The organism is Pseudoalteromonas sp. KS88, assembly GCF_004766475.1.
In the GTDB taxonomy this organism is placed as follows: domain Bacteria; phylum Pseudomonadota; class Gammaproteobacteria; order Enterobacterales; family Alteromonadaceae; genus Pseudoalteromonas.
In genome coordinates, this window is the sequence record NZ_PYHV01000007.1 from 67,744 (window position 1) to 89,283 (window position 21,540).

General features: G+C 40.1%; 22 protein-coding genes. 9 read left to right on the forward strand and 13 right to left on the reverse strand.

The genetic code is table 11. The annotated features are described in order from the left end of the window. Positions 1 to 147 precede the first annotated feature (147 nt). From C7Y70_RS20570 to C7Y70_RS03875, 3 genes are all read right to left on the reverse strand, one after another. A complete protein-coding gene (locus C7Y70_RS20570; protein ID WP_210114655.1) occupies positions 148 to 729 on the reverse strand; it encodes a hypothetical protein in 582 nt (193 codons plus the stop codon). Between the two features lie 105 nt (positions 730 to 834). Then, complete coding sequence (locus C7Y70_RS03870) at positions 835 to 1,134, reverse strand: hypothetical protein (protein ID WP_013463102.1); 300 nt, start codon at positions 1,132 to 1,134, stop codon at positions 835 to 837. 53 nt (positions 1,135 to 1,187) lie between these two features. Beyond that, a complete protein-coding gene (locus tag C7Y70_RS03875; protein ID WP_135473443.1) occupies positions 1,188 to 2,357 on the reverse strand; it encodes an acyltransferase family protein in 1,170 nt (389 codons plus the stop codon). A gap of 150 nt (positions 2,358 to 2,507) precedes the next feature. On the opposite strand from C7Y70_RS03875, the gene C7Y70_RS03880 reads away from it, so the two are divergent. Beyond that, positions 2,508 to 3,653 carry a histidine kinase gene (locus C7Y70_RS03880; RefSeq protein ID WP_013463100.1) on the forward strand — a complete coding sequence of 382 codons (1,146 nt, stop codon included), beginning with the start codon at positions 2,508 to 2,510 and terminating at the stop codon, positions 3,651 to 3,653. Next, on the forward strand, positions 3,631 to 4,245 hold the full coding sequence (locus tag C7Y70_RS03885) for a response regulator transcription factor (protein ID WP_055016941.1): 615 nt from the start codon (positions 3,631 to 3,633) through the stop codon (positions 4,243 to 4,245). Before C7Y70_RS03880 ends, C7Y70_RS03885 begins: the two co-directional genes overlap by 23 nt. Positions 4,246 to 4,317: 72 nt before the next feature. On the opposite strand, the gene C7Y70_RS03890 is transcribed toward C7Y70_RS03885, so the two are convergent. The 3 genes from C7Y70_RS03890 to C7Y70_RS03900 form a co-directional block, all read right to left on the reverse strand. Further along, positions 4,318 to 4,527: a hypothetical protein gene (locus tag C7Y70_RS03890; RefSeq protein WP_135473445.1), complete on the reverse strand. Its 210-nt coding sequence runs from the start codon at positions 4,525 to 4,527 to the stop codon at positions 4,318 to 4,320. Between the two features lie 152 nt (positions 4,528 to 4,679). Then, on the reverse strand, positions 4,680 to 5,147 hold the full coding sequence (locus C7Y70_RS03895) for a hypothetical protein (protein WP_135473446.1): 468 nt from the start codon (positions 5,145 to 5,147) through the stop codon (positions 4,680 to 4,682). Between the two features lie 241 nt (positions 5,148 to 5,388). Further along, on the reverse strand, positions 5,389 to 6,219 hold the full coding sequence (locus C7Y70_RS03900) for an acyl-CoA thioester hydrolase/BAAT C-terminal domain-containing protein (protein ID WP_167850787.1): 831 nt from the start codon (positions 6,217 to 6,219) through the stop codon (positions 5,389 to 5,391). Positions 6,220 to 6,674: 455 nt separating this feature from the next. Here C7Y70_RS03900 and C7Y70_RS03905 point away from each other — a divergent pair, with 455 nt between their 5' ends. Continuing rightward, positions 6,675 to 7,706: an NADP-dependent oxidoreductase gene (locus C7Y70_RS03905; RefSeq protein ID WP_135473448.1), complete on the forward strand. Its 1,032-nt coding sequence runs from the start codon at positions 6,675 to 6,677 to the stop codon at positions 7,704 to 7,706. 41 nt (positions 7,707 to 7,747) lie between these two features. Then, positions 7,748 to 8,365, forward strand: a complete 618-nt coding sequence (locus C7Y70_RS03910) for a glutathione S-transferase (RefSeq protein ID WP_135473449.1) — start codon at positions 7,748 to 7,750, stop codon at positions 8,363 to 8,365. Positions 8,366 to 8,427: 62 nt separating this feature from the next. On the opposite strand, the gene C7Y70_RS03915 is transcribed toward C7Y70_RS03910, so the two are convergent. Together C7Y70_RS03915 and C7Y70_RS03920 are read right to left on the reverse strand one after the other, a co-directional pair. Beyond that, positions 8,428 to 9,096, reverse strand: a complete 669-nt coding sequence (locus tag C7Y70_RS03915) for a response regulator transcription factor (protein ID WP_099293030.1) — start codon at positions 9,094 to 9,096, stop codon at positions 8,428 to 8,430. Then, positions 9,089 to 10,411: a DUF4118 domain-containing protein gene (locus tag C7Y70_RS03920; RefSeq protein ID WP_135473450.1), complete on the reverse strand. Its 1,323-nt coding sequence runs from the start codon at positions 10,409 to 10,411 to the stop codon at positions 9,089 to 9,091. Before C7Y70_RS03920 ends, C7Y70_RS03915 begins: the two co-directional genes overlap by 8 nt. A gap of 181 nt (positions 10,412 to 10,592) precedes the next feature. Between C7Y70_RS03920 and C7Y70_RS03925 the strand changes: the two genes are divergently transcribed. Beyond that, positions 10,593 to 11,252 carry a TrkA family potassium uptake protein gene (locus C7Y70_RS03925; protein WP_135473451.1) on the forward strand — a complete coding sequence of 220 codons (660 nt, stop codon included), beginning with the start codon at positions 10,593 to 10,595 and terminating at the stop codon, positions 11,250 to 11,252. Continuing rightward, positions 11,249 to 12,616: a TrkH family potassium uptake protein gene (locus tag C7Y70_RS03930; RefSeq protein ID WP_135473452.1), complete on the forward strand. Its 1,368-nt coding sequence runs from the start codon at positions 11,249 to 11,251 to the stop codon at positions 12,614 to 12,616. The genes C7Y70_RS03925 and C7Y70_RS03930 overlap by 4 nt, the downstream gene beginning before the upstream one ends. Before the next feature lie 44 nt (positions 12,617 to 12,660). Here the strand turns inward: C7Y70_RS03930 and C7Y70_RS03935 are convergent, their stop codons facing one another. Then, positions 12,661 to 12,978 (reverse strand): YkgJ family cysteine cluster protein, encoded by a 318-nt coding sequence (locus tag C7Y70_RS03935; protein ID WP_099293038.1) that lies wholly within the window; start codon positions 12,976 to 12,978, stop codon positions 12,661 to 12,663. A gap of 45 nt (positions 12,979 to 13,023) precedes the next feature. Beyond that, a complete protein-coding gene (locus C7Y70_RS03940; protein WP_135473453.1) occupies positions 13,024 to 14,961 on the reverse strand; it encodes a RecQ family ATP-dependent DNA helicase in 1,938 nt (645 codons plus the stop codon). A 486-nt stretch (positions 14,962 to 15,447) separates the two neighbouring features. On the opposite strand from C7Y70_RS03940, the gene C7Y70_RS03945 reads away from it, so the two are divergent. The 3 genes from C7Y70_RS03945 to C7Y70_RS03955 all read left to right on the forward strand — a co-directional run bounded on the left by C7Y70_RS03945 (position 15,448) and on the right by C7Y70_RS03955 (position 19,414). Further along, positions 15,448 to 16,752: an NAD(P)/FAD-dependent oxidoreductase gene (locus tag C7Y70_RS03945; RefSeq protein ID WP_135473454.1), complete on the forward strand. Its 1,305-nt coding sequence runs from the start codon at positions 15,448 to 15,450 to the stop codon at positions 16,750 to 16,752. A gap of 539 nt (positions 16,753 to 17,291) precedes the next feature. After that, positions 17,292 to 18,068, forward strand: a complete 777-nt coding sequence (locus C7Y70_RS03950; RefSeq protein ID WP_135473455.1) for an EAL domain-containing protein — start codon at positions 17,292 to 17,294, stop codon at positions 18,066 to 18,068. Between the two features lie 455 nt (positions 18,069 to 18,523). Continuing rightward, entirely contained in the window at positions 18,524 to 19,414 is an 891-nt protein-coding gene (locus C7Y70_RS03955; protein ID WP_099293046.1) for a tetratricopeptide repeat protein, read from the forward strand. Here the strand turns inward: C7Y70_RS03955 and C7Y70_RS03960 are convergent. The 3 genes from C7Y70_RS03960 to C7Y70_RS03970 form a co-directional block, all read right to left on the reverse strand. Beyond that, positions 19,411 to 19,731 (reverse strand): hypothetical protein, encoded by a 321-nt coding sequence (locus C7Y70_RS03960; protein WP_099293048.1) that lies wholly within the window; start codon positions 19,729 to 19,731, stop codon positions 19,411 to 19,413. The two genes, C7Y70_RS03955 and C7Y70_RS03960, sit on opposite strands and share 4 nt — an antisense overlap. 168 nt (positions 19,732 to 19,899) lie before the next feature. Then, on the reverse strand, positions 19,900 to 20,682 hold the full coding sequence (locus C7Y70_RS03965; RefSeq protein WP_135473456.1) for a nuclear transport factor 2 family protein: 783 nt from the start codon (positions 20,680 to 20,682) through the stop codon (positions 19,900 to 19,902). Between the two features lie 80 nt (positions 20,683 to 20,762). After that, on the reverse strand, positions 20,763 to 21,503 hold the full coding sequence (locus C7Y70_RS03970; protein ID WP_135473457.1) for a ferredoxin--NADP reductase: 741 nt from the start codon (positions 21,501 to 21,503) through the stop codon (positions 20,763 to 20,765). Positions 21,504 to 21,540: the final 37 nt, after the last annotated feature.

A 21,540-nucleotide genomic window follows, 5' to 3' on the forward strand; every position in this document is an offset into this window, starting at 1 on the left:
TGAATTATCTAATTCAATAAATCTTAAGTTTATAACTACACACTGTGATTATCTGCTCATCTGCATACGGTTATATCAATCATGTTGCGCTCTACGCTTCTAGGTCAATTTTCATTAATATAACCTCCTGCCCCCTTAAGTAAGCATTTACATCTCTTCAAAGTAGAGGTTTATATGGGCTTTGTTAGCCAGCTCAATCACTTGTGTGTGTTCATCTTCATGGCAAAGAAACAAAATTAACGCATCTGAACCATCATTTATTGCAAGCATTTTAAGTTTCACTGATTGCAAGCAATCAAACAGCGTAGGGGAATGCTCAACACACTCTCTACCAACTAAAGCACCAAAACCATAATTTGTTTCCCTGTAAAAAGCCTCAAGATCTTTAAACAAACCTGACGTTTCAAAACCAATGGGCGTGAGCTTTTGTAGTAGTGACAAAACAAGCAAAGGCTCAGAGCGATTATCGACACAAACAACGGCATTTGCACTACTCAGCGCTCTCACTAATGCATCAACAGGGGTTATATCATCTACAGATTCAATAAAACAATTGTCTTTCTCAAACTCACTAATATCGTCGAAATACGCATCAGGCGTAAAACAATATAACTCAAGCGACTTAACTACCGCGTCATTGTTGTTTGATAGTTTTTTCCCTAAAACGACGAGGGGTTCGGCTTTTTTACCCAAACACAGCTTAAGCAAAAGCGTATTTATCAAATCCATGTGCTTACTCTATACCCAATAAAATAGTGACATGTTTTATCGTGCATTATTAGGTACATTAAAACAATAGTTACTTTTATGGACTACCAGCGTTTGTACTTTAAACTATTGGTTAATTAATTTAATCCACTCAATTGGATTCGAGACAATGAATTGATATTTATTACCATCTTTTAATACGATTTCAATTGCATCATGTGTATAAGGCAAAATACCCGCAACTTTACCAGAGCACTTACTCACTTTTACAATTTCACACCGTGCAAACATATAAGGCCCTAACCCAAATTGTGCATTCAACGGCGCAAAATGAATATCGGTGTTGGTTAGCCAAAATTTGCCGTCGGCTTTGATTGCCCCCTGTTGAATCGTGGCGATGGTCGATTTGATTGTTATTGCATGCATAATAGTATTCCTTTATGTAGTACTACTTTTAAGTCATTACCAAGTGACAACATTTAAGCTGACTGTATTACCTTTCTCTTGGTTTGCCTACCGTTAAGTAGTGCGCCCAACCACGTATTTTTAACTAATAATAAATAACTTACTTGACCAATAAGTAATGTAACCACCACGCTAACTATAAACTTTACTAAAACTGGCCAATTAGTATTAATCAATGGCATCTGAATATAAATCAGCACTGGCACATGTATTAAATAAATCCAATATGATGCATTTGAGATGCTGCGACTGAGCTTACTTTGGTGATTTAAAAAACGATGCCCAAGTAAAAACGTTATGGCGGTTAACAAAATAACACTCAGTCCTTGTGATAAAACATGCAATACATGTAGCTCTCCCGCTGCGGCAAAATACCCCGTAGTTGCGGCGGCAATCACGTCATCTAAGCTTGGCGCGGCTGGTAATAAAGAAAAATAACCAGTCAGTGATAGTGCAACACCCAAAATAAGAGGCCATAAGTACTTATGATATGACCAAATGAGCTGCTGTTTTGTATTAAGCCCCACTCCCAACCAATAAAAACTGCCGTAAAAACCATACGACCATAACTGTGGCGTGAGTTTATCAGGAGCAGGAAATGGAATAGATTGCCCCATTAATGAAAACGTTAACACGATGGGAAGTACAACCCACATAAATAAAGGATGAGCGCTAAGCGCATCGAATTTATTGCCTAATAAGTTAGTTGTTTTCAACAACCAGTGAATTAAGCAAAACTGGAATAAGTTCCACAAAAACCATAAGTGCATAGTGCTAACAACAGGTTCTTTAATAACTTTAAACACAGCAAAAATCGGCGGTATTGGATTAGCTATACCGGCTCCAAAACTCAAGGCATGGTAGTAAACGGCAAAGCTTAACGGTAAAAATACAATAAAAGGCAGTAGAATATGTTTACTGCGATGATGTAAAAAGCGCGCGTTGCTCGATTTATCTATTAAAAGTGCACTGCAAAACCCTGCAATAATAAAAAATAACGGCATCCGAAATAAGTGCAGCGTATGCGTAATATAATCAAATAGACCATGTGTGCTTGGGTCTGCCGTAAACCAAATATTGCTAAAGAACGGACTGTAGGCTAAAGCGGCATGAAATACGATGCCGAGCAATAGCGCGAGGCTACGTAAATTATCAATGTAGTGTAATCGACTGTCTTTATTCATTAATGTGCCCAACTAACTTTTATTAATTAAGCATAAATGAATGAGGTTTCATGGCACTAGTCACAAAGCTCATAGCCCGAGCTATGACAGATGTCACTGTTTTTACAACGCGAGTTCTGCAATAATTGCTAAAAAAATATGGCCACAGTAATGGAATCAACTATACGACATACAACCGATTGGCATTTCTCAACATTGGCATCGTGGCTTGGGGTGACATCGGCGTGTGCCTATTATGCCAACTCAGAATTAGCACTATATTTGCAAATCATAGTAAGTGGTTCCATTTTAGCTATTTTGCTGTATGTGTTAAAACAACCCAACAAATTTGTTCACGGCGTAGCGCTTGGCTATTTCCTGCTTATTTTGGCAATGATACAACTGAGTTCAACATCCTTAGTTTTTATCCACCTAGTGATGTTTACCGCGGTTTTTAGTCCTCATTTTTCGCTTCCTAAGATACTGGCTTGTGTTGTGGCCGCCATGCTGGTGTATGGTTTAACGCATTATGCGCGCTGGGAAAATGGCATTCCTTGGATCACGTTTACAATTTGGTTTTTCTTTTGCTTGATGAATTGGTTTGTCAGTCGCCGGATTGTCGAAAGTTTAAATACACATTACCAATCCCGCCAAAACTACAAAGAGTTAAAAGCCACCCAACACATGATGGGGGCGATGCATGCAGCGCAAGAGCGACAAAATATATCACGCGAGCTCCATGATTCACTCGGCCATAAGCTTACCGCGCTCAGCATTAATTTAGATTTTGCCAAAAGAGCTGCAAATGAAGCCACCGTTGAAACCCTCTCTCTTTGCCACCAACTTAGCCAAGAAGTATTGGCTGAGGTGCGCGAAATCGTTTCCACTCAGCGCAATGACAAAACGATACTTAAGCAAGCTCTTGAGGCCATTTGCGAACTAACACCTAATTTACACTGTGATCTCCAACTAAGTAAGGAGACAGAGCAGCTCCCGCAAGACTTTGCCCTGTGTGTATTGCGCTTTACCCAAGAGATGATCAGCAACACCCTTAAACATACCCAAGCAAACCATTTTACTTTGCATGTAAATGTCTCCCACGTTGGCCAACAGCCGCTATTAATTGCAAAAGCGTATCACAATCAACCAGAAACCCATTTACCAAAACAAGGGAACGGATTAGCAGGATTAAATGAGCGAATGGCACAATTTGGCGGTGAATTTTCACAACACCTTGAGCAAGAAACACTGATCAATACCATGACACTACCACTAAATTTAGAAGAAAAAAGCCATGATAAAGTGCCTACTAGTTGAAGATCAGACCTTAGTTCGTTTAGGCCTCGCTAATTTACTCAACCTCGATAGCGCCATTAATATCGAAGCCCAAGCTGAAGATGGCTTACAAGCGCTTGCACTATTAGCTGAGCATAGTTTTGACATTGCTTTACTCGATATGAGAATGCCGAATTTAGATGGGCTCGGCGTGCTGCAAAAAATGCGTGAAAAGGGTGATAAAACCCCTGTGCTGATCATCACCACATTTGAAGATTGTGATGTATTAGTCAAAGCCCTTAATTTAGGTGCTCGTGGCTATGTGCTTAAAAACATTGAACTTGAAGAACTCATTAGCGCTATCAAGCAGGTCGTTGCAGGTGAGCGAGTATTGCAAAGTGCGGTGACTGATTTTTTACTCAAAAAGCAACTAAGCCCTCAGCTCTGCTTAACAGGCAAAGAACAAACCGTATTGCAGTGTTTGTCTTTAGGCATGTCGAACAAAGTGATTGCCAAAAAGTTAGATAACTCTGAGGGGACTATTCGTAACCATGTGTCACAAATCCTTGCTAAATTAGAGGTAAAAGACCGCACTCAGGCCGTTATAAAAGCCATTAATCAAAACCTAATTTAACACGCGAACATCACCAAGTTACTATTTTTGATTAAGGTATATTGATGAACACAAAACGCTTTTTAAGTGCCACTATTTGTCATTAGGCTTAAGCGGTGCAATCAACATAAATAAGAGTAAACAAAACCAACTAATAAACAAACAGGCAACTACCCATGCGAGCTTTTCTTGGCGTCCCACTTTTTGTGACCTAGCAATGAGTATAATTGGCATCACCCACATAATGAATAAAACAAGCAGCAAGGGAAACCAAGATATAAATATTTCAGCAATGTTATCCATTATAAATTCCTTTTTTAGCCTCTGATGAGCCCATAAATTTACTCATGCTTATGGTCTAACCATAACCAAATTCCTAAACCTATTAAATAAGTAAGCTAACTTTCATGACGGATAGTTTATATCTTGTTTATTTAAAACTATTACAGTGAGTTTTATTCACCAAGCCATTTTAATTTGGCCTCTTTCGCTATGTCATCAAATTCAGCTTGCGTGATGTTTCCGCTGGCTAAATCATTTTCAGCTGACCAAACGACTTTCTGATAGTCAAACTCTAAAGCTGCAAGAATATAACCAAGTTTTCTTTCAGTAATCGTGTTTTTATGAAAGTGATACATCGCTAATTGTTTATTCCACGACTCACCGTCTGGCGGCGGTGGCAGTGTAAAATCAAGCGTAAGTAGCCTTTCATCTGATATTTTTAAACCGTTTGCTATTGACCCTTTAGCACACTCATAAAGCATATAATCAATTGAGTCTTGTAAGCCATAAAAGTGCCAATCATAACCGGCATTACAGCCTCCTACGATTTTTCCCTCTTTATCAGTAATATCAATTGCGCGTTCAGCACAACCTGAAAGGAAAACCAAAACAACAACCACTGTTAATACATTTCGATACATCAATGAACGCCTCTAAACACGTAACGTGCGCAACATGCGGCACATACATAGCTTGTTAAAATCAGAGTTGTAGCCAACACTATCAGCTGTGATATTCACGCTTTATTCTATTTCACGTTACTCTGACTTAATTAACCCAAAACTGAAGTGAAATAGTTAATTTTGTCACCCATTAAAAAGAAATATTATGCTATTTGGGTGAAACAATGTGTAGCGCAGCGAAACCGTGCAACTGTTAGCACTACAATGTTTTTACAAAGTGATTAATGATCGATTTTTTAATTTCTGGGGCTGTATCTTGGCTGAAACCGTGACCAGTTTTATAAGAGTTATGAACTACTTTATGCTTAAAATGCTTATTTTTTAAATAAACCTCTATGTCTTTAGACATTTGAAAAGATGGCCAAACTTGATCACTTTCTGCTGAAATCAAAAGTATTGGACCGTTAATATTTTCAAATTTGAATAAGGATTTATTTACCTGATTTTTATTTTTTAATGCAACTCTAAACCTGTCGATTAACTTTGCATTTGAATCCAACTCTAGGCCTAAAGCTGGAATATCTTGGCCTTCAATTGTCCAAGCCGACTTCGGTATTGTTAGACCATGCCAAGCAACCTTACTTGGCGTTGTAACAACCACAGATTTAATACGGGAATCCATACTTGCTAATAAAAATGCAGCCTCTGAACCTCTAGAGCCACCAACCACACCAATTCTAGATGAGTCTATTAAAGGATGAGTTTCTAAATAGTCAACTGCATCAATGAAATATTCCATTGGTATTTGATCTAGCGTTTGAGAAATACCTTTTTCTTTAAAATAAGCTAGCCCTAATACAGCAACACCGTGAGGTGCGATCATTTCACCATTAGCATTACCAGTACCTAATCCGCCCTCAGAGCCACCAAAGGCAATTACTACAGGAAGTTTTTTCTCAGTTTTTGGTAAATATAAATTAGCAACTAAGTTTTTATACTCGACTTTATTCACCTCGTAATCATCATTCTCAGCTTTTAGTGAAAAAGAAATTAATGGAATAATGAGTAGTAATAATATGGATTTATGCACGCTGTTTCCTTGTAGTGCTAACAAGCCTAGATTAACTCGTTCTTAATTTATTATTGATGATTCAACCATAGCTGAGTTCCTATTTGGGTTCAATCGGTTAATTCGGTTTTACGTAAATCATAAAAAGAGGATTTGCTATTATTTTATTAGGATGTTTTTGATGGAATTACAGGTGCTTGAATGGCAAGTTTAGGCTTAAAAGGGCTTCCCTTTTTAATACAGCCTGTTTTGCTGCTTTTCTATATTATGAACATTGAAAGGAATAAATTTATTTTGGCATTTAAAATACAATAGCGACCTAACAACAGCCGCAAATATCACCGTTGCAGCCTTGCAATAGTGATTACCCATACAGAGATAAACCAACAATTGAATTAATACTCTAAAACCCCACTTCTTTATTATTGAAGATCACAAAGCAACATATTAGTCCTTACAACGGATAGAGAGGTTTTATGCAGACCATTGAAAACAGACAATTTACTTTAGCATCGCGCCCACATGGCAAACCAACGAACGATAACTTTTCATTTAAAAAGGTGACTGTTGATGCCTTAAAACAAGGCGAAGTATTATTACGCACCATTTATTTATCGCTCGATCCCTACATGCGTGGTCGCATGAGCGATGCAAAATCATATGCTGATCCTGTGGCAATTGGTGAAGTGATGGTGGGTGCGACTGTGTGCCAAATCGAGCAATCAAATAATGATAAATTTGCAGTGGGTGATTGGGTGCTGGCCTATACAGGTTGGCAAGACTATGCCATTTCAGATGGTGAAGGCCTGATGCCGCTGGGTAAAAATCCAAGTAATCCTTCTTATGCACTTGGTATTATGGGTATGCCTGGTTTTACCGCTTATATGGGGTTACTTGATATTGGCGCTCCTAAAGAAGGGGAAACAGTGGTTGTTGCTGCTGCAACTGGGCCAGTCGGTGCCACTGTTGGGCAAATTGCTAAACTTAAAGGCTGTAAAGTTGTTGGTATTGCTGGCGGCAATGAAAAATGCCAATACGCCGTTGATACGTTAGGTTTTGATGCCTGTATTGATCACCGCAGCGACAATTTTAATGAGCAATTAGCCAACGCTTGTGACGCCGGAATTGATGTTTATTATGAAAATGTAGGCGGAAAGGTGTTCGATGCCGTATTACCCTTACTAAATACAGCAGCTCGCGTACCGCTGTGCGGATTAGTATCGCAATATAACGCGACTGAGTTGCCACAGGGCCCAGATCGTATGGGGGCGCTAATGGGGCAAATACTTACTAAGCGTATAAAAATGCAAGGCTTCATTATTTTTGATGACTACGGCCATCGTTATGATGAATTTGCCACTGACATGCAAAAGTGGCTGAGTGAAGGAAAAATTCATTACCGCGAACATTTGGTCACTGGCTTTGAAAACACCCTCACTGCTTTTAACGATATGATTGATGGCAAAAACTTCGGCAAAACCGTTGTACAAGTTAATCAACCACTTTAAATTTACCCTGCGCAGCAAGGGCTGCGCTTTTAAGGACAACCATGATTAAATTACACCACCTAAATAAGTCACGTTCTAAACGCATTATTTGGTTACTTGAAGAACTAGAGGTCGATTACGAAATTGTTGCGTATCAGCGAAACAATGAGACCTTTTTAGCGCCTGATGAATTAAAAAACGTACATCAACTGGGTAAGTCACCGGTAATAGAAGACGACGGTTTAATTGTCACTGAGTCAGGTGCGATAACTGATTACCTTATTACTAAATACGGTAATGGCAAATTTGCGCCACAAGCGGGTAGCGCTGACTATGTTGACTATCAACAGTGGCTACACTTTGCAGAAAGCTCTGCCATTTTACCGCTTTTACTGAAAATGTTTGTACAAAAAGATGGCGCTAAAACACAGTTTTTAGAAGGCTACGCCGATGCAGAAACAGCCAAAGTAATTAGTTACTTTAATGACCGTTTAGCGGATAAACGCTACTTAGTAGGTGATACGCTGACAGGTGCCGATTTCATGATGTCGTTTATTGTTGAAATTGTGAAAAACTCAGGTCAATTAGGCCACTTTAAAAATCTAGTGAAATACGACGAGCAATTACACTCTCATGAAAAATTTCATACCGCTGAAGAACTCGAGCAAAAATATGGATAATGCTTTCTAAGCATTTACAAAAGGGGCTGTAAAGCCCCTTTACGCTATATACTCAAACCACCTCAATCAACTAAACGGTAACCGACCGCAGGCTCTGTTAGTAAATGCTTTGGGCTAGCGGGGTTTTGTTCGAGCTTTTGTCTTAACTGGGCCATATGTACGCGCACATATTCAGGGCGATTAATATATTGCTCCCCCCATACATGGCTTAATATTGCATTATGAGTAAGCACTTTATCTTTATTTTGTAGCATCAACAGTAAAATTGCATACTCTTTTTTGGTCAGTTTAACTTCTTGCTGCGCAACTGTAACAGTATGCTTATGTGGGTTAACCTTAATACTGCCGCAAGTTAAAGCTAAGCGAGTATGTGTATTGGTACGCAATAAAACCCGAATTCGAGCCAATAATTCATTAGCGCTAAAAGGTTTAGTTAAGTAATCATTAGCGCCATTATCAAGAGCGGTTACTTTTTCAACCTCGCCATCACGTGCTGACAATACCAATACGGGTAATTGACTCCACTGCCTCAGTTCGAGTAACCAATCTTGACCATCCATATCTTGTAAGCCTAAATCCAATAATACTAAATCAAACTGTTGTTCACTTAAAAGCGCAAAACCATCCAGCCCTTTAGCCCTCACACTCACCTGATAACCGCTGGCAGCTAATAGGGTTTTAAGAAAGCTTTGCAACGGCGGCGAGTCTTCTAAAGCTAAAATATTAATCATTTAACTTACTCCATGTTAAGCAAGCGCTGGCAGTTTGTTGTTGACCATTTATATCTAAAGTAAAACTTCCATGGTGAAATTTAGCCACTACATCACAGATCACACTACCTAAACCAACACCTTGATCAGTGCTGGTTAGCACAGGGCTTGGCAATTGATTGGTAACGCAAAGTTGGTAGTCAATTTGTTGCCCATGTTGTTGATAACTAAAGGTGAGCTCTGCGTGACCATCACCATAGCGACTGGCGTTTTCAAGCATATTCGCCAAGGCAATTTCAAGCAAGGTGATATCCCCTTCGCAGTTGTCTTGTTCACCTATGTGGGCTGCTAGCTCAAAATTAAATAATAGTTGCTGGCGACGCGCTTGGGCTTCGCTGATCAAAGTTTGCAAGCTAATCGTTTGCCATTGCAAGTCTTCGCCCATCTTATTAACCCGACTAAGCTCCATAACTTTATCAAAATGTTCGTTAAGAATTTTACTCTGTTCATAAATATTACGCGCTTGCTCTGCGGCCATTGCCTCATTGAGCACAATGTTTTTATCCGCTAGCATGCTTGATGCCCCCATAATAGTCGCAAGCGGGGTTCGTAAATCATGTGACAGACTGCGTAATAAAGCATTTTTAGCACGCTCGAGTTCTGCTTGCACTGATATAGCAGCTGACTGTTGGCGTAGCTGAGTGTTCTCATGTGCCTGATATAGCACTGAAATTGAAGTATTTAAAAATGCACTTTGCGCCTCATCAAGTGGTTCTGAGGCAATAAAACCGCCCCAACGACTATCAACTTTACCGATCGCAAAGTAATGTGTTGATTGTCCATTTTGAGTCATTCTAGCTTGTTGCCAATCAAGTTCTATCTGTAAGTGTTGCTCAACTACCGCTTGGAAATAGTCGCGCTGACTGTCTACTTCATCGAGTCCATTTAATCCTTTAGCAAGCTCGTATAGGCAACTGGTGTTACTCGCATGATGTTTAATATCACTAATTTTACGCGTAAGCTGGCCTGCTAATTGGCTTATCACCAACCCCACTATCAGCATTACTGCAAAGGTCACAACATATTCAATATTTTCAATGTGAAACGTGAAATACGGGCTAACAAAAAACCAATCAGTACAAGCCACACTGACTAAGGTGGTCATAGCCGCTACGCGACGATTACTGCGCAGTGCCACTAAAGTAACCCATAACAGTTGCAGCATTACAATGTCAGTAGTGGTAAACCAATCACGCACCGGAAAAATAGCCAACACAATCAGTATTGGCATGAGCACACTCGCAGCAGTTGCACTGAGGTATTGTTGTATCTTCATTATATCGCTCGGTAAAGGTTTACACCTTAGCTTACTGCGATTACTGGGCGGCGACTATAAAGTTTTTATAAAGATTTTTATCCTAAGTATTAAATCTTTATAAAGCTTAGCGCTGAGCCACTGACTTTTAATTTGCACAGCTTACACTCTGCTGGTCTTTTAATTTTATTGAGTAATGAACATGGCACAGTTTGCAGTTATTGGTTTAGGGCGGTTTGGTGTCACGGCCTGTTTAGAGCTGGCTCATCACGGCCATAATGTTTGCGCTGCAGATATAAGTGACAGCACGGTAAATCATTATGCAAGTCAACTTAGCTATACCGTCGTAATTGATGCCAGCGATGAAGCGCAATTAGCACGTCTTGATTTGATCAGCTGCCAGGCAGTACTGGTTGCTATAGGTGAAAACATTGAAGCCAGTATTTTATGTGTATTACACCTTAAAAACCTAGGTGTAAAAGAAATTTGGGTAAAAGCCTGCACAAAAAGCCACCACCAAATTTTGAGTAAGTTGGGTGTCTCTCGAATTATTCACCCTGAGGAAGAAATGGGTGTACGCGTTGCACAAGCTCTAAATTATCCAATGGTGAATCAATATTTTGCCTTAACTCAAAGCACATTTATTGTAGAACTGGCGATTGATTTACACTTATCAGGGCGCACCATCGGCTGGTTATTAAAAGAACGTGGCAGCGATATTAAGCCACTGACTCTGCGCCGTGACGAAAACTTCAATACCGAATTAAACTTAGATACCGAGCTGCGCCATGGCGACAGTTTAGTGCTTTTAGGCTCAAAAACCTACCTAACTAAACTAGCCAAAAGGTTCAAAGCGCTATGATCAATTGGCAGGCAAATAGCTACCCCAAAACCTTTGTACAAGGTAGCCGCTATAAACAGCGCAAGTTAAATCCACCACTTATTCTAACCTGTGGTTTTATTGTTTTAATTATTATCGGCACCGGTTTATTACTGACTCCGCTTGCCAGCATACAGCCGCTAAGCTTGATGCAAGCTATGTTTACCGCCACTTCTGCGGTAACAGTTACAGGGCTGGTTGTCATTGATACTGCAAGTGCACTGACGGTATTTGGCCAAAGTGTGATTATGGTGCTAATTCAAATTGGTGGTATTGGCTTTATGACAGTCGCGGTCATTTCACTGTTGAGCTTAGGCAAAACTTTGGGCTTACAACAGCGGTTACTAGCAAGTACAGCGCTTGATACTAACGACTTATCAGGTGTGATCAAAGTGGCTAAGTATGTGGTGGTGTATTCTTTAATTATCGAAAGCATCGCTTTTGTACTGCTTTGGGTTAGTTGGTTTGATGACTACGGCTTTTGGCAGGGCGCTTATCAAAGCCTATTTTATACCATTTCAGCCTTTAACAATGCTGGTTTTGCTTTGAGCTCTGATAGCCTTAGCCAGTTTCGTGGTGACTTGATGGTCAATTTAGTGATCACCGCATTGTTTATAATCGGCGGATTAGGCTTTACTGTGCTGATTGATATTTACCAGCAGCGCCGCTGGCAGAAGCTAGCAACCAATACCCGTATTGTGTTGCTTGCAACTTTAATCATCAATAGCTTAGCTTTTGTACTGATATTTTTATTTGAGTATTCAAACCCGTTAACACTGGAAAATTTACCTTTGAATGAGCAGCTTATCAGTGCATGGTTTCAAGCTGTAACCCCACGTACCGCTGGGTTTAATACGTTACCAATTGAATCGCTGACTACCGACTCAACATTATTCACTATGTTGCTAATGATGATTGGTGGCGGCTCTGTAAGTACAGCAAGCGGTATTAAATTGGGCACTTTTGTTATTTTATTATTAGCCATGTACAGCTACTTACGCCAACAAGCCACGGTGACTGTGTTTAACCGCCGACTCAGTGACAAACTAGTGATAAAAGCATTGAGTGTGATGATTTTATATATGTTTATCGCCTTCACCAGCATTATGATCATCGCACGTATTGAACCACTCGCGGTGATGGATATTAGCTTTGAAGTAATTTCAGCTCTGAGTACCGTTGGTCTTTCAAGAGGCATCACAGGGGAGCTTGGGACTGCAAGCCAATGCTTGATTATATTATTAATGCTAATTGGCCGTGTTGGCCCACTAACGTTTGCGTATTGTTTTGCCAGACAAAAAAAGCAACCGCTAACTTACCCAGCCACATCAATACAAATTGGCTAACAACAATTTAAATACTTACCAAAGGGAAAAAATGATACTACAAGCTATATTCCTGCGATTTCACGCTCGGTTATGCACTCGTCAGAGGCCATTTCAAATTCGCGACATATAAGCGGGCGGTTTTCGTAGATTGAACACATTAAGGTATTGCGGTCTAGGGCTTGGCACCAGCCGTCATCCGCGCGCTTCATCACTTCACTGCCCCATTGGTCGTAATCAATATAATGAAAAGGCACGCCGGTGTCTGTGAGTATTTGCACCTCTAGCTGGCAACAACACGCTTGGCAGTTACTGCATAAGACAGGCTCATTTTCAGTACTGACTACGATTGGGATCTGATTAGGTATGACGGTCTGGGGCATAGGTGCTTACTTTTAAGAATAAGCCCCTAGCATACCTGAGTGAGCCTAACGCGCCAGTAATTTTGCTTTTATTTCACTGTAACGCTGCTGCTCGCATAGACCAAAACCGCTGAGCTGACGTACCTTATTGCGTGCAAAAAGAGGAACGCTCATTCCGGCTAAAAAACGACATTGAGTTTCAATACCCACATCATGAATCCCCTTGGTTGCAAGGTGCGCGAGTAACTCATCTACTTTTTCATAGATTACCTCATCAGCCGCAAACTCATGTGCTAATGAATACTCAAGTGTGACCGCCTGCCCACGACACACAGAGCAATGTCCGCATTGCTCTGGCGCCTGATGGTCGTCAAAATAACGCGCTAAGTTATAACTTAGGCAACTTTTGAGTTCAAAAAAGCGGATCAATGCTGCAATTCGTTTTATTTCGGCCTGCTCTTTATCTACAAAATAATCATGCAGTTGTTTTGCTAATTCAGGGTTACTAATAACCTCGTCATGTACTTGGTACACTTGGGTAATGCGCTTTGTTTCAAGCGTAATTAAATTCTTCTCGGCCAAGTAATCAAGGGCTGCAACAACGCGCTTGCGATCCACTTGAGCCGCTTGTGTTAGGCTATCGAAATTAAGCGTTCCCCATATTTTTTTAAACTGGGTGTGACTAAATATTTGGTTTAAAAACGCTTGCCTATCGGCATCAAACTGCGCAAGTAGCTGTGACTTATCAACTAAAAATTTATATTTAAAGTCAGCGTAATAGGCATAGAGCGGAGTTATCGCACCTTGCATTTCCAATTGCACTAATAAAGTTTTAAGCGCTAACTGGCGAATATTACTATCACTAGAGAGGCTATACTCTTGCATTTCCCATTGTTGATTCGCACTCGTATGCTGGCGAATATCATTTATCACATGCTCAATACCATTAAGCTCTGGGGTATCACCGTAAACAAAATTTTCAACCGTGTTCAAACCATCTAAATTAGCTAAGGTAAAGCATTGCGACGGTTGCCCATCTCGCCCCGCACGACCAATTTCTTGGCTGTAGTTTTCAATCGATTTAGGTAAGTCATAATGAATAACAAAACGGATATCTGATTTATCAACGCCCATACCAAACGCAATAGTAGCTACAACTACGTTAATTTTACCCGCCATAAAATCATCTTGAATGCTGTAGCGTAAAGTATCTTCTAACCCCGCATGGTACGCAACAGCCTGCAAGCCTTGCTGGCTAAGTGTATTAGCAACTTGTTCTGCACTTTGCTGTAAAGTGACATACACTATGCCGGGCCCACTTTGCTGCCTTACAATATCGCCCAGTATTGTGTCTTTATCGGCACTTTTAACACTCAACACTGATAGGTCTAAATTACTGCGATAAAACCCAGTCTGCACAATGCACTCAGGGGCGATAGCAAAGCGTTCGCTCATATCGCGTTTTACTTTTTTTGTTGCCGTGGCTGTTAATAACAATACCAAAGGGATATTTAACTCTTCGCGGTAGCGCGGTAACTTTAAATAATCAGGCCTAAAATTATGGCCCCACTCAGAGATACAGTGCGCTTCATCTACCACCAGCATCGAAATAGCGACTTGATTAATAAACTCACGGAAACGCTCGTTTTTAAAGCGCTCAACCGACACCATCAGTATTTTAACTTTACCAGCGCGTACATCGCTCATCACGGTGTGGCTTTGCTCACTACTTTGGCTTGAGTCTAAACTGGCGGCATAAATGCCTTTATTATTTAAAAAGCTGATTTGATCTTTCATCAAGGCTAATAAAGGCGATACCACCAAGGTTAGGTTGGGTAAATGCAAAGCGGTTAATTGATAGCACAAAGACTTACCTGAGCCTGTAGGAAAAATAGCTAACGATGATTGATTATTTAACAGTTGTTCTATCGTTTGTTGCTGACCTGGGCGAAATTGATTAAAACCAAAGTGCTGTTCAAGTGTACCGTGCAATGAAGCCGTCATATTATCCCTTTGCTTTAAATTCCCTAATAAAGGAAATAGTAGCCGTAAATTTAACAAGCTGCCATGTTACCTTTTTTGCCGCTTGATTTCTTTGCTTTATACCCAAATCACCTCAAGCTGCGAGTTTCAGTTGGAATTAAAAGCGATTTAGGCAAGGCATTGATTTGCAAATAATAGTGGTTCTATTGTTAAAATCAATAACGCAGTATAAATCGCTTTTAAACCAACCCGTTGGGCGTTTCACAGGAACTTACTCTCATCGTTGTTGCTTCTTAAAAGGGAGTGCCATTCCTGCAAAGTAACGCCTTGATATTAAGCCCCTGTGAAACGCTGAATTCTGCATCTTGAGGTAATTTGGGTATATTACTGACAAACCTGTTTAAAAGGCGCACAATAAACCCGTTGCCAAGGTATTGCCCTAATGGGCGCTATACCTAAGTAGTTTGCCCAGACTATTTAGGTATTCTACTTTTTGAGGGCAACGTAATGATAACAACACATCCTAAAATCGTGATTATCGGTGGGGGCGCTGGCGGCTTAGAGCTTGCAACCCAATTAGGACACAAACTAGGGAAGAAAAAACACGCTGATATTTTACTTATAGATAAAAACCGCACACACATATGGAAACCGTTACTTCACGAAGTAGCTACGGGCTCTATTGATGCAGATTTAGATGGCGTTGTTTACTCAGCCCATGCAGCTAAACACCATTATCAATTTCAATTAGGCAGTTTTTGCGGCTTAAATAACACCACAAAAACCCTTACCTTAAGCCCATTACATGATGAGCTTGGTCATCAAATACTACCACAGCGCACCGTTCACTATGATTACCTGGTTATTGCCATCGGCAGCGTTAGTAACGATTTCAACACCCCTGGTATCAAAGAACATTGCTTCTACCTTGATTCAAACCAACAAGCTGAACGCTTTCAACATGCCCTGCTCGATAACTTTACCCGCTTACACCAAGATGAAGACCCACAACATGCATTAACCATCGCTATTGTCGGCGGCGGCGCAACGGGGGTCGAACTTTCGGCAGAGCTATATCATGTATCAGATTTATTAAAAATCTATGGTCTTACCAACATGACAGCCAAACGATTACATATACACCTCATTGAAGCCGGGCCGCGCATATTGCCCGCACTCTCTGAGCGTATTGCAAATTCGGCAAAGCGAGAGTTACTAAAATTAGGCGTGACTGTACGAGAAAATACCCAAGTTAAACAAGCGAATGAGCAAGGCTTTATTACCCAAGATGACCAGCAAATCAGTGCTGATATCATGCTCTGGGCTGCCGGTGTGAAAGCGCCTGACTTTATTAAAGAACTCGGTATATTTGAGCTAACCCGCAATAATCAAATTAAGGTAAATGATTACCTACAAAGTAACGCTGATGAGCACATTTATGTATTAGGCGATTGCTGTGCGTTTACTCAACAAGACGGGCAACAAGTGCCACCGCGGGCCCAATCAGCTCACCAAATGGCGCAATGTATTGAAAAGAATCTCATCGCAACGCTACGCCAACAACCACTGAAAAAATTTGAATACAATGACCATGGTTCATTAGTAAACCTCTCACGTTACAGCACAGTAGGCAGCCTAATGGGCAACCTCACTAGTAACAGCTTTTTCATTGAAGGACGTATTGCACGGTTTATGTATATTTCGCTTTATCGTATGCATCAGCGTGCTATACACGGCAGTGCCAAAACATTTGCTTTGTGGATCAGCGAAAAAGTCTTGCGTGTTGTTAGACCAAAAATGAAGCTGCATTGATGCTACGTTAACTTTTTACCCCTTTCGCCGTACTTACCGCAGCTAATTATGTGCGGTAAGTTAATCACAATAAAAGGACGTTCTGCAGCATTTTTGTTTCTAAATCAGCACCATAAGGATCAACGTTAAATAGCGAATAACAAGCACGACAGCTGTGTTTTTGATAGAGTATATACTTTAGGATCTGTTGACCTTTACGGATTAAATCGCTCCTAGTTTGAACGAATTTTAATCCGTAAAGGTCAACAGACCCTAATAAATTTATATGTGTTTTTTGCATTAAACACGCTTTTTATAAAGCCCTAAAACACATTATTTAGCATTGATAGTCAGTGCGTTAAATTAACTTAATTAAAAATAACGGCGTAGTAAAGAATCTACTTTTACCTTTTAAAAGTAAGCAACCTTGTCTACGCTTAAATGTGTGGTGTAACAAACACTTATTAATAGATTTAAATAAAATCACTTTAAGTGCATGAAATGCTATCGAAACAAAATACTGTAATAAAAATACAATTTGAAGACTTTAAGGTGAGATAATGAGCTCTAAACCAGCTAACTGTGAAAAGTTAACTTGTAACCAATGTGCAGATGAAGACCAATTAGATTTTGATTTTACAATGGCTTTTCAACCGATTGTAGATTGCGACCGTCGCCGTGTATTTGGTTATGAAGCGCTGGTACGCGGCGTTAACAACGAGTCAGCTTACAGTGTTATTTCTCAAGTAAATGAGCACAATAGGTATACCTTTGACCAACAATGTCGTATTAGAGCTATCGCCTTAGCAGCAAAGCTTAAGTTAGACTCTGTATTAAGTATAAACTTTTTACCCAACGCAATTTATAAACCTGAGCGCTGTATTCGTACAACATTGGAAGCGGCAAAAAAATATAATTTCCCAACCAATAAAATCATGTTTGAGTTCACCGAAGTCGAAAAAATTGACGACACCCAACATATAAAACGTGTTGTTGAGTATTATCAATCGCTGGGCTTTACAACTGCCACTGATGATTTTGGCTCAGGCTATTCGGGATTAAATTTATTGGCAGACTTTCAAACTGACATTGTTAAATTTGACATGGAGCTCATTCGTAATATTCACTTGAGCAAAGCACGCCAATTAATAGTAAAACACAATATTGCCATGCTCAAAGAAATGAACATCACACCGCTTGCTGAAGGTATTGAAACTATAGAAGAGTATCAATGGCTTCACAATGCAGGCATAAGCTTGATGCAGGGGTATTTATTTGCAAAACCGGGGTTTGAGTCGCTGCCCGAGGTGAGCTTTTCTCCGCTGGATTCTCTTTAACCCCCAGCACTCATATTCACAGTGGCTAAAAAGTGAATTGTTTTTTTATAAAATTAGCAATCACATTGATCGATTCGTTTTTAACCCGCGTAATGTTATGTGAAGGGTATGGAAGTGGGCACCGCGGTGTCGCACAATTTAGTCACCTTCACCATAATTGTATTTTTAGCACAGATATAAAAGCGTATTGTTAAGCCCAATACGCTTTTTTCTTTTTTCCTCTAGAAAACTTTTATTATTAAGTAGTTGTTCAGATTAATTTCGTTAATGTACCCACTCACTCCTGTTGATACCCCTAACGACATGTTTGTTGTTTAAGCAGTTTAACCAGCTCATCTTAGAGCTGGTTTTTTTTTGCCTAGTTACTCATAAGTAGTCATGTTAAAGTTCGCATAATTTGCTGGGTATCACGTTTGTACCCGTTGTTGGTTTGAATTTAATTACTAGGCAGCACTATGCGTCATTACTTTATACTTATAACACTTCTTTTTGTATTTGTTTGCTCATTGCATAGCAATGCAGAAGAACCACGCCCTGCCCCAACAGAGCAACAACAAGAGCAAGCGTTAGCACAAGTGCAAAAACCGATGTTTCAGCCATTGATGGAGCGCTACATTCTTGATGAACTCAAAGCCGTGCGTCAAGACCAACAAAAGCTTCGCGAAGATGTGACAAAACAAGTGACTCACGCGCAGCTGGATACCGCAGATAGAGCACTCACATACACAACGGATACAATTAATAATGTATTTTTTATTATTACCGCAACTGCATCTATCTTGGTGCTAGTAGGTTGGAACTCGTTGCGCGATGTTAAAAATAAAGTAGAAGATATTGTAAATACGCGTGTAAGCGTTATAACCAATGAATACGAAGCGCGCTTAAACACCTTTGAAGAAAAGCTGCGTGAACGCTCTGAAGAAATACTGAAAAACCAAGAAAAAATATCCGTTACTAATGAGGTTCATTCATTATGGATGCGTGCGAATTTAGAAAGCGACGTATCAAATAAAATCGAAATATTTGATGAGATCCTTAATCGTAAACCAGAAGATGTTGAGGCAATTGCATACAAAGCCGATGCTTTATTAGAACTAAACGAAACCAAGCAAGCGATTGAGTTATGTAATCAAGCAATTGATATCGACAGTGACTACGGCTACGCCTATTGGCAACGAGCTTGTGCGTATGCGCTTACTCACAAACATGCAGATGCATTAGCAGACATTAAAATGGCGCTGGATTACTCACCTAACTTACGCAACGAGCTATTGCATGAGAGTGCATTTGCAAGCTTGCACGACAATACAAGCTTTAACATTATTTTATCAGGTGAAAAAGTTTAACGGTTTAGAAATCGTTCAATAGCCTCAGTGAGCAGTTCATCGAGCTGCTCTTCAAAAACATCAATACTTGTTTTAAAGTGACCTAAATACGCTTGAGCTTGCTGCTCTGAAAGTGATTTTTGATTAATGCTGTACTGGCGTTCTGGCTTTGTTTTGTCAAAGCGCGGTACAAAATGGTAGCCGGCAAAATAAGGCGGAGTAATTTGCTGATTCGCGTATTCACAAAAACGCTCAATAGTGTCTGCACCGGTAGGACCTAAACAACCCGGTTCAACACGATAAAGTAAACGCAGCTTTTTATCATCCGCTAATTCCATGCCCTTACTCCTATACTTTGTAATTATGTGGTAAAGCACAAACTAAAAATCATTTAGTTTGGTTGTAAAAGCGTCTAGCCTATTCTATTAAAACAGTCAAAACGCTTAGATTGAATTTAGTATTGTTTTTTACTATTCGATAACTCGATATGCTTTATTTTATTGCTCTTATCTAAAAAATAATACTTTGGTTACTTTGCCGTTTTCGACTTTGTAACTGGATACAAACTCAGAGCGCTTATCAACAATGTTTGGATCCTTTGTGCAGGTCTCTGACAGTTCATGGTCTATTACAATATTGCCAGTCACTATACGTTTAATTGGTGATGACTTAACACATTTTAACTTTTTAAACATAATGCCATAACGGGCAATTAGCTTTTCTTTACCTTTAAATAGCAGCTCATTGGGAAACACATAAAACTCAACATCCTCTGAGTACATACTGACAAATGCATCAATATTGCGCGCGTTATATGCCTTAATTAACTTTTCAACAACCGCTAATGCCTCTCGAGATTGCTTAGCTTTCTCTTGCTGTTTTAAGGTAAGAGCCTCTTTGGCTTTTTCAACAGCTTGTGCAGCTTTTTCAATGGCTTGTTCTTTTTCTTGCTTGGTTTTTGGTGCATCAACAGGTTTGACTTCTTGCGTTCCTAACACCTTACTGCTATCTACAACATCAACCATATTCGCCGTACTTGGGTCACTTACAATAGGTTGCGTCGGCTCAATATCAGCTTCTACTGCCTCTACGACTGCTTTTTTTTCTGGTGTTAAGGTAATAACGGCAGGACTATCTTCTAACGCTTTTTGCTGTACAACGGCGTCGCTCTTTTTAGTCTCAGTCTTTTTTTGAGGCGCTTTATTAGGCTGCTCTGAACTTTGCTCTGCCTCAACGGCTAATAATGACCCTGAAGAGAGTAAACTGATTGCAAAAAATAACGATTTCATACTGTTCCTGAATAATTGAAGAAACAATAAAATAGCAAAAATTGTGCCTTCAAGATAGTAGTTATCGCCAGGCAAGCAATTTACCAATATTGCTCAACGGTTATATTCCCTGGTTCTTTGCGGCGGTTTCGACTGTAGCCTTGTTCAATCAGCAGTGTTGTTGTGTCTTTCACCATGTCGGGATTACCGCAAATCATAAACTGCGCGCTATGCGGCGTTGGTACTAACTCAACATGTGAAAATAACGTCTGAGCCTTAACGTGATCAGTGATCCGACCGTGCAACCCCATTTCGGGATGTTCACGGCTTACCACAGGTACATACTTTAATCCTGCGTGTTTTTGCTGCAATGCAGCAATCGTATTTTGATAACTTAAATCGCTGTTCAACCGCACTCCATGCACTAAAGTTACTTGCTTAAATTGCTGCCATACATCACCTTGCTCAAGCATCGACAAGAAAGGACCTATCGCAGTACCTGTACTGAGCATCCATAACTGTTCGCTTTGCGGGACTTCACCTAAGGTAAAGAACCCACTTGCGCGACGCTCTATCATCACCGTATCACCTGGTTGAAGCTTGGCTAATTGTTGCGATAGCAAACCATCTTGAACGTTAATTAAGTAAAACTCTAAATCTGCCGAACTCGGTGCATTTACATAAGAGTAGGCACGCGCAATGCGTTTATCACCTTGCATCATCGACAGCTTAGTAAACTGCCCTGCCTTAAAAGGCTCAACGTCGGCATTAACAATTAAGCTAAATAAGGAATCACTGTACCAAACAACATCTTTGACGCGTGCATCAACCCAATTAGACATAACAATCCCCTTTGGCATAGAATTTAAAGTGTTTTGC

Bases quoted from the DNA above. Each gene is read 5' to 3' on its own strand.
- C7Y70_RS20570 (WP_210114655.1), bottom strand. From the start codon at position 729: ATGGATTTGATAAATACGCTTTTGCTTAAGCTGTGTTTGGGTAAAAAA.
- C7Y70_RS03885 (WP_055016941.1), top strand. From the start codon at position 3,631: ATGATAAAGTGCCTACTAGTTGAAGATCAGACCTTAGTTCGTTTAGGC.
- C7Y70_RS03960 (WP_099293048.1), bottom strand. From the start codon at position 19,731: ATGGAATTAGCGGATGATAAAAAGCTGCGTTTACTTTATCGTGTTGAA.
- C7Y70_RS03955 (WP_099293046.1), top strand. From the start codon at position 18,524: ATGCGTCATTACTTTATACTTATAACACTTCTTTTTGTATTTGTTTGC.
- C7Y70_RS03870 (WP_013463102.1), bottom strand. From the start codon at position 1,134: ATGCATGCAATAACAATCAAATCGACCATCGCCACGATTCAACAGGGG.
- C7Y70_RS03945 (WP_135473454.1), top strand. From the start codon at position 15,448: ATGATAACAACACATCCTAAAATCGTGATTATCGGTGGGGGCGCTGGC.
- C7Y70_RS03965 (WP_135473456.1), bottom strand. From the start codon at position 20,682: ATGAAATCGTTATTTTTTGCAATCAGTTTACTCTCTTCAGGGTCATTA.
- C7Y70_RS03890 (WP_135473445.1), bottom strand. From the start codon at position 4,527: ATGGATAACATTGCTGAAATATTTATATCTTGGTTTCCCTTGCTGCTT.
- C7Y70_RS03925 (WP_135473451.1), top strand. From the start codon at position 10,593: ATGGCACAGTTTGCAGTTATTGGTTTAGGGCGGTTTGGTGTCACGGCC.
- C7Y70_RS03950 (WP_135473455.1), top strand. From the start codon at position 17,292: ATGAGCTCTAAACCAGCTAACTGTGAAAAGTTAACTTGTAACCAATGT.
- C7Y70_RS03905 (WP_135473448.1), top strand. From the start codon at position 6,675: ATGCAGACCATTGAAAACAGACAATTTACTTTAGCATCGCGCCCACAT.
- C7Y70_RS03895 (WP_135473446.1), bottom strand. From the start codon at position 5,147: ATGTATCGAAATGTATTAACAGTGGTTGTTGTTTTGGTTTTCCTTTCA.
- C7Y70_RS03880 (WP_013463100.1), top strand. From the start codon at position 2,508: ATGGAATCAACTATACGACATACAACCGATTGGCATTTCTCAACATTG.
- C7Y70_RS03930 (WP_135473452.1), top strand. From the start codon at position 11,249: ATGATCAATTGGCAGGCAAATAGCTACCCCAAAACCTTTGTACAAGGT.
- C7Y70_RS03940 (WP_135473453.1), bottom strand. From the start codon at position 14,961: ATGACGGCTTCATTGCACGGTACACTTGAACAGCACTTTGGTTTTAAT.
- C7Y70_RS03910 (WP_135473449.1), top strand. From the start codon at position 7,748: ATGATTAAATTACACCACCTAAATAAGTCACGTTCTAAACGCATTATT.
- C7Y70_RS03875 (WP_135473443.1), bottom strand. From the start codon at position 2,357: ATGAATAAAGACAGTCGATTACACTACATTGATAATTTACGTAGCCTC.
- C7Y70_RS03935 (WP_099293038.1), bottom strand. From the start codon at position 12,978: ATGCCCCAGACCGTCATACCTAATCAGATCCCAATCGTAGTCAGTACT.
- C7Y70_RS03920 (WP_135473450.1), bottom strand. From the start codon at position 10,411: ATGAAGATACAACAATACCTCAGTGCAACTGCTGCGAGTGTGCTCATG.
- C7Y70_RS03915 (WP_099293030.1), bottom strand. From the start codon at position 9,096: ATGATTAATATTTTAGCTTTAGAAGACTCGCCGCCGTTGCAAAGCTTT.
- C7Y70_RS03970 (WP_135473457.1), bottom strand. From the start codon at position 21,503: ATGTCTAATTGGGTTGATGCACGCGTCAAAGATGTTGTTTGGTACAGT.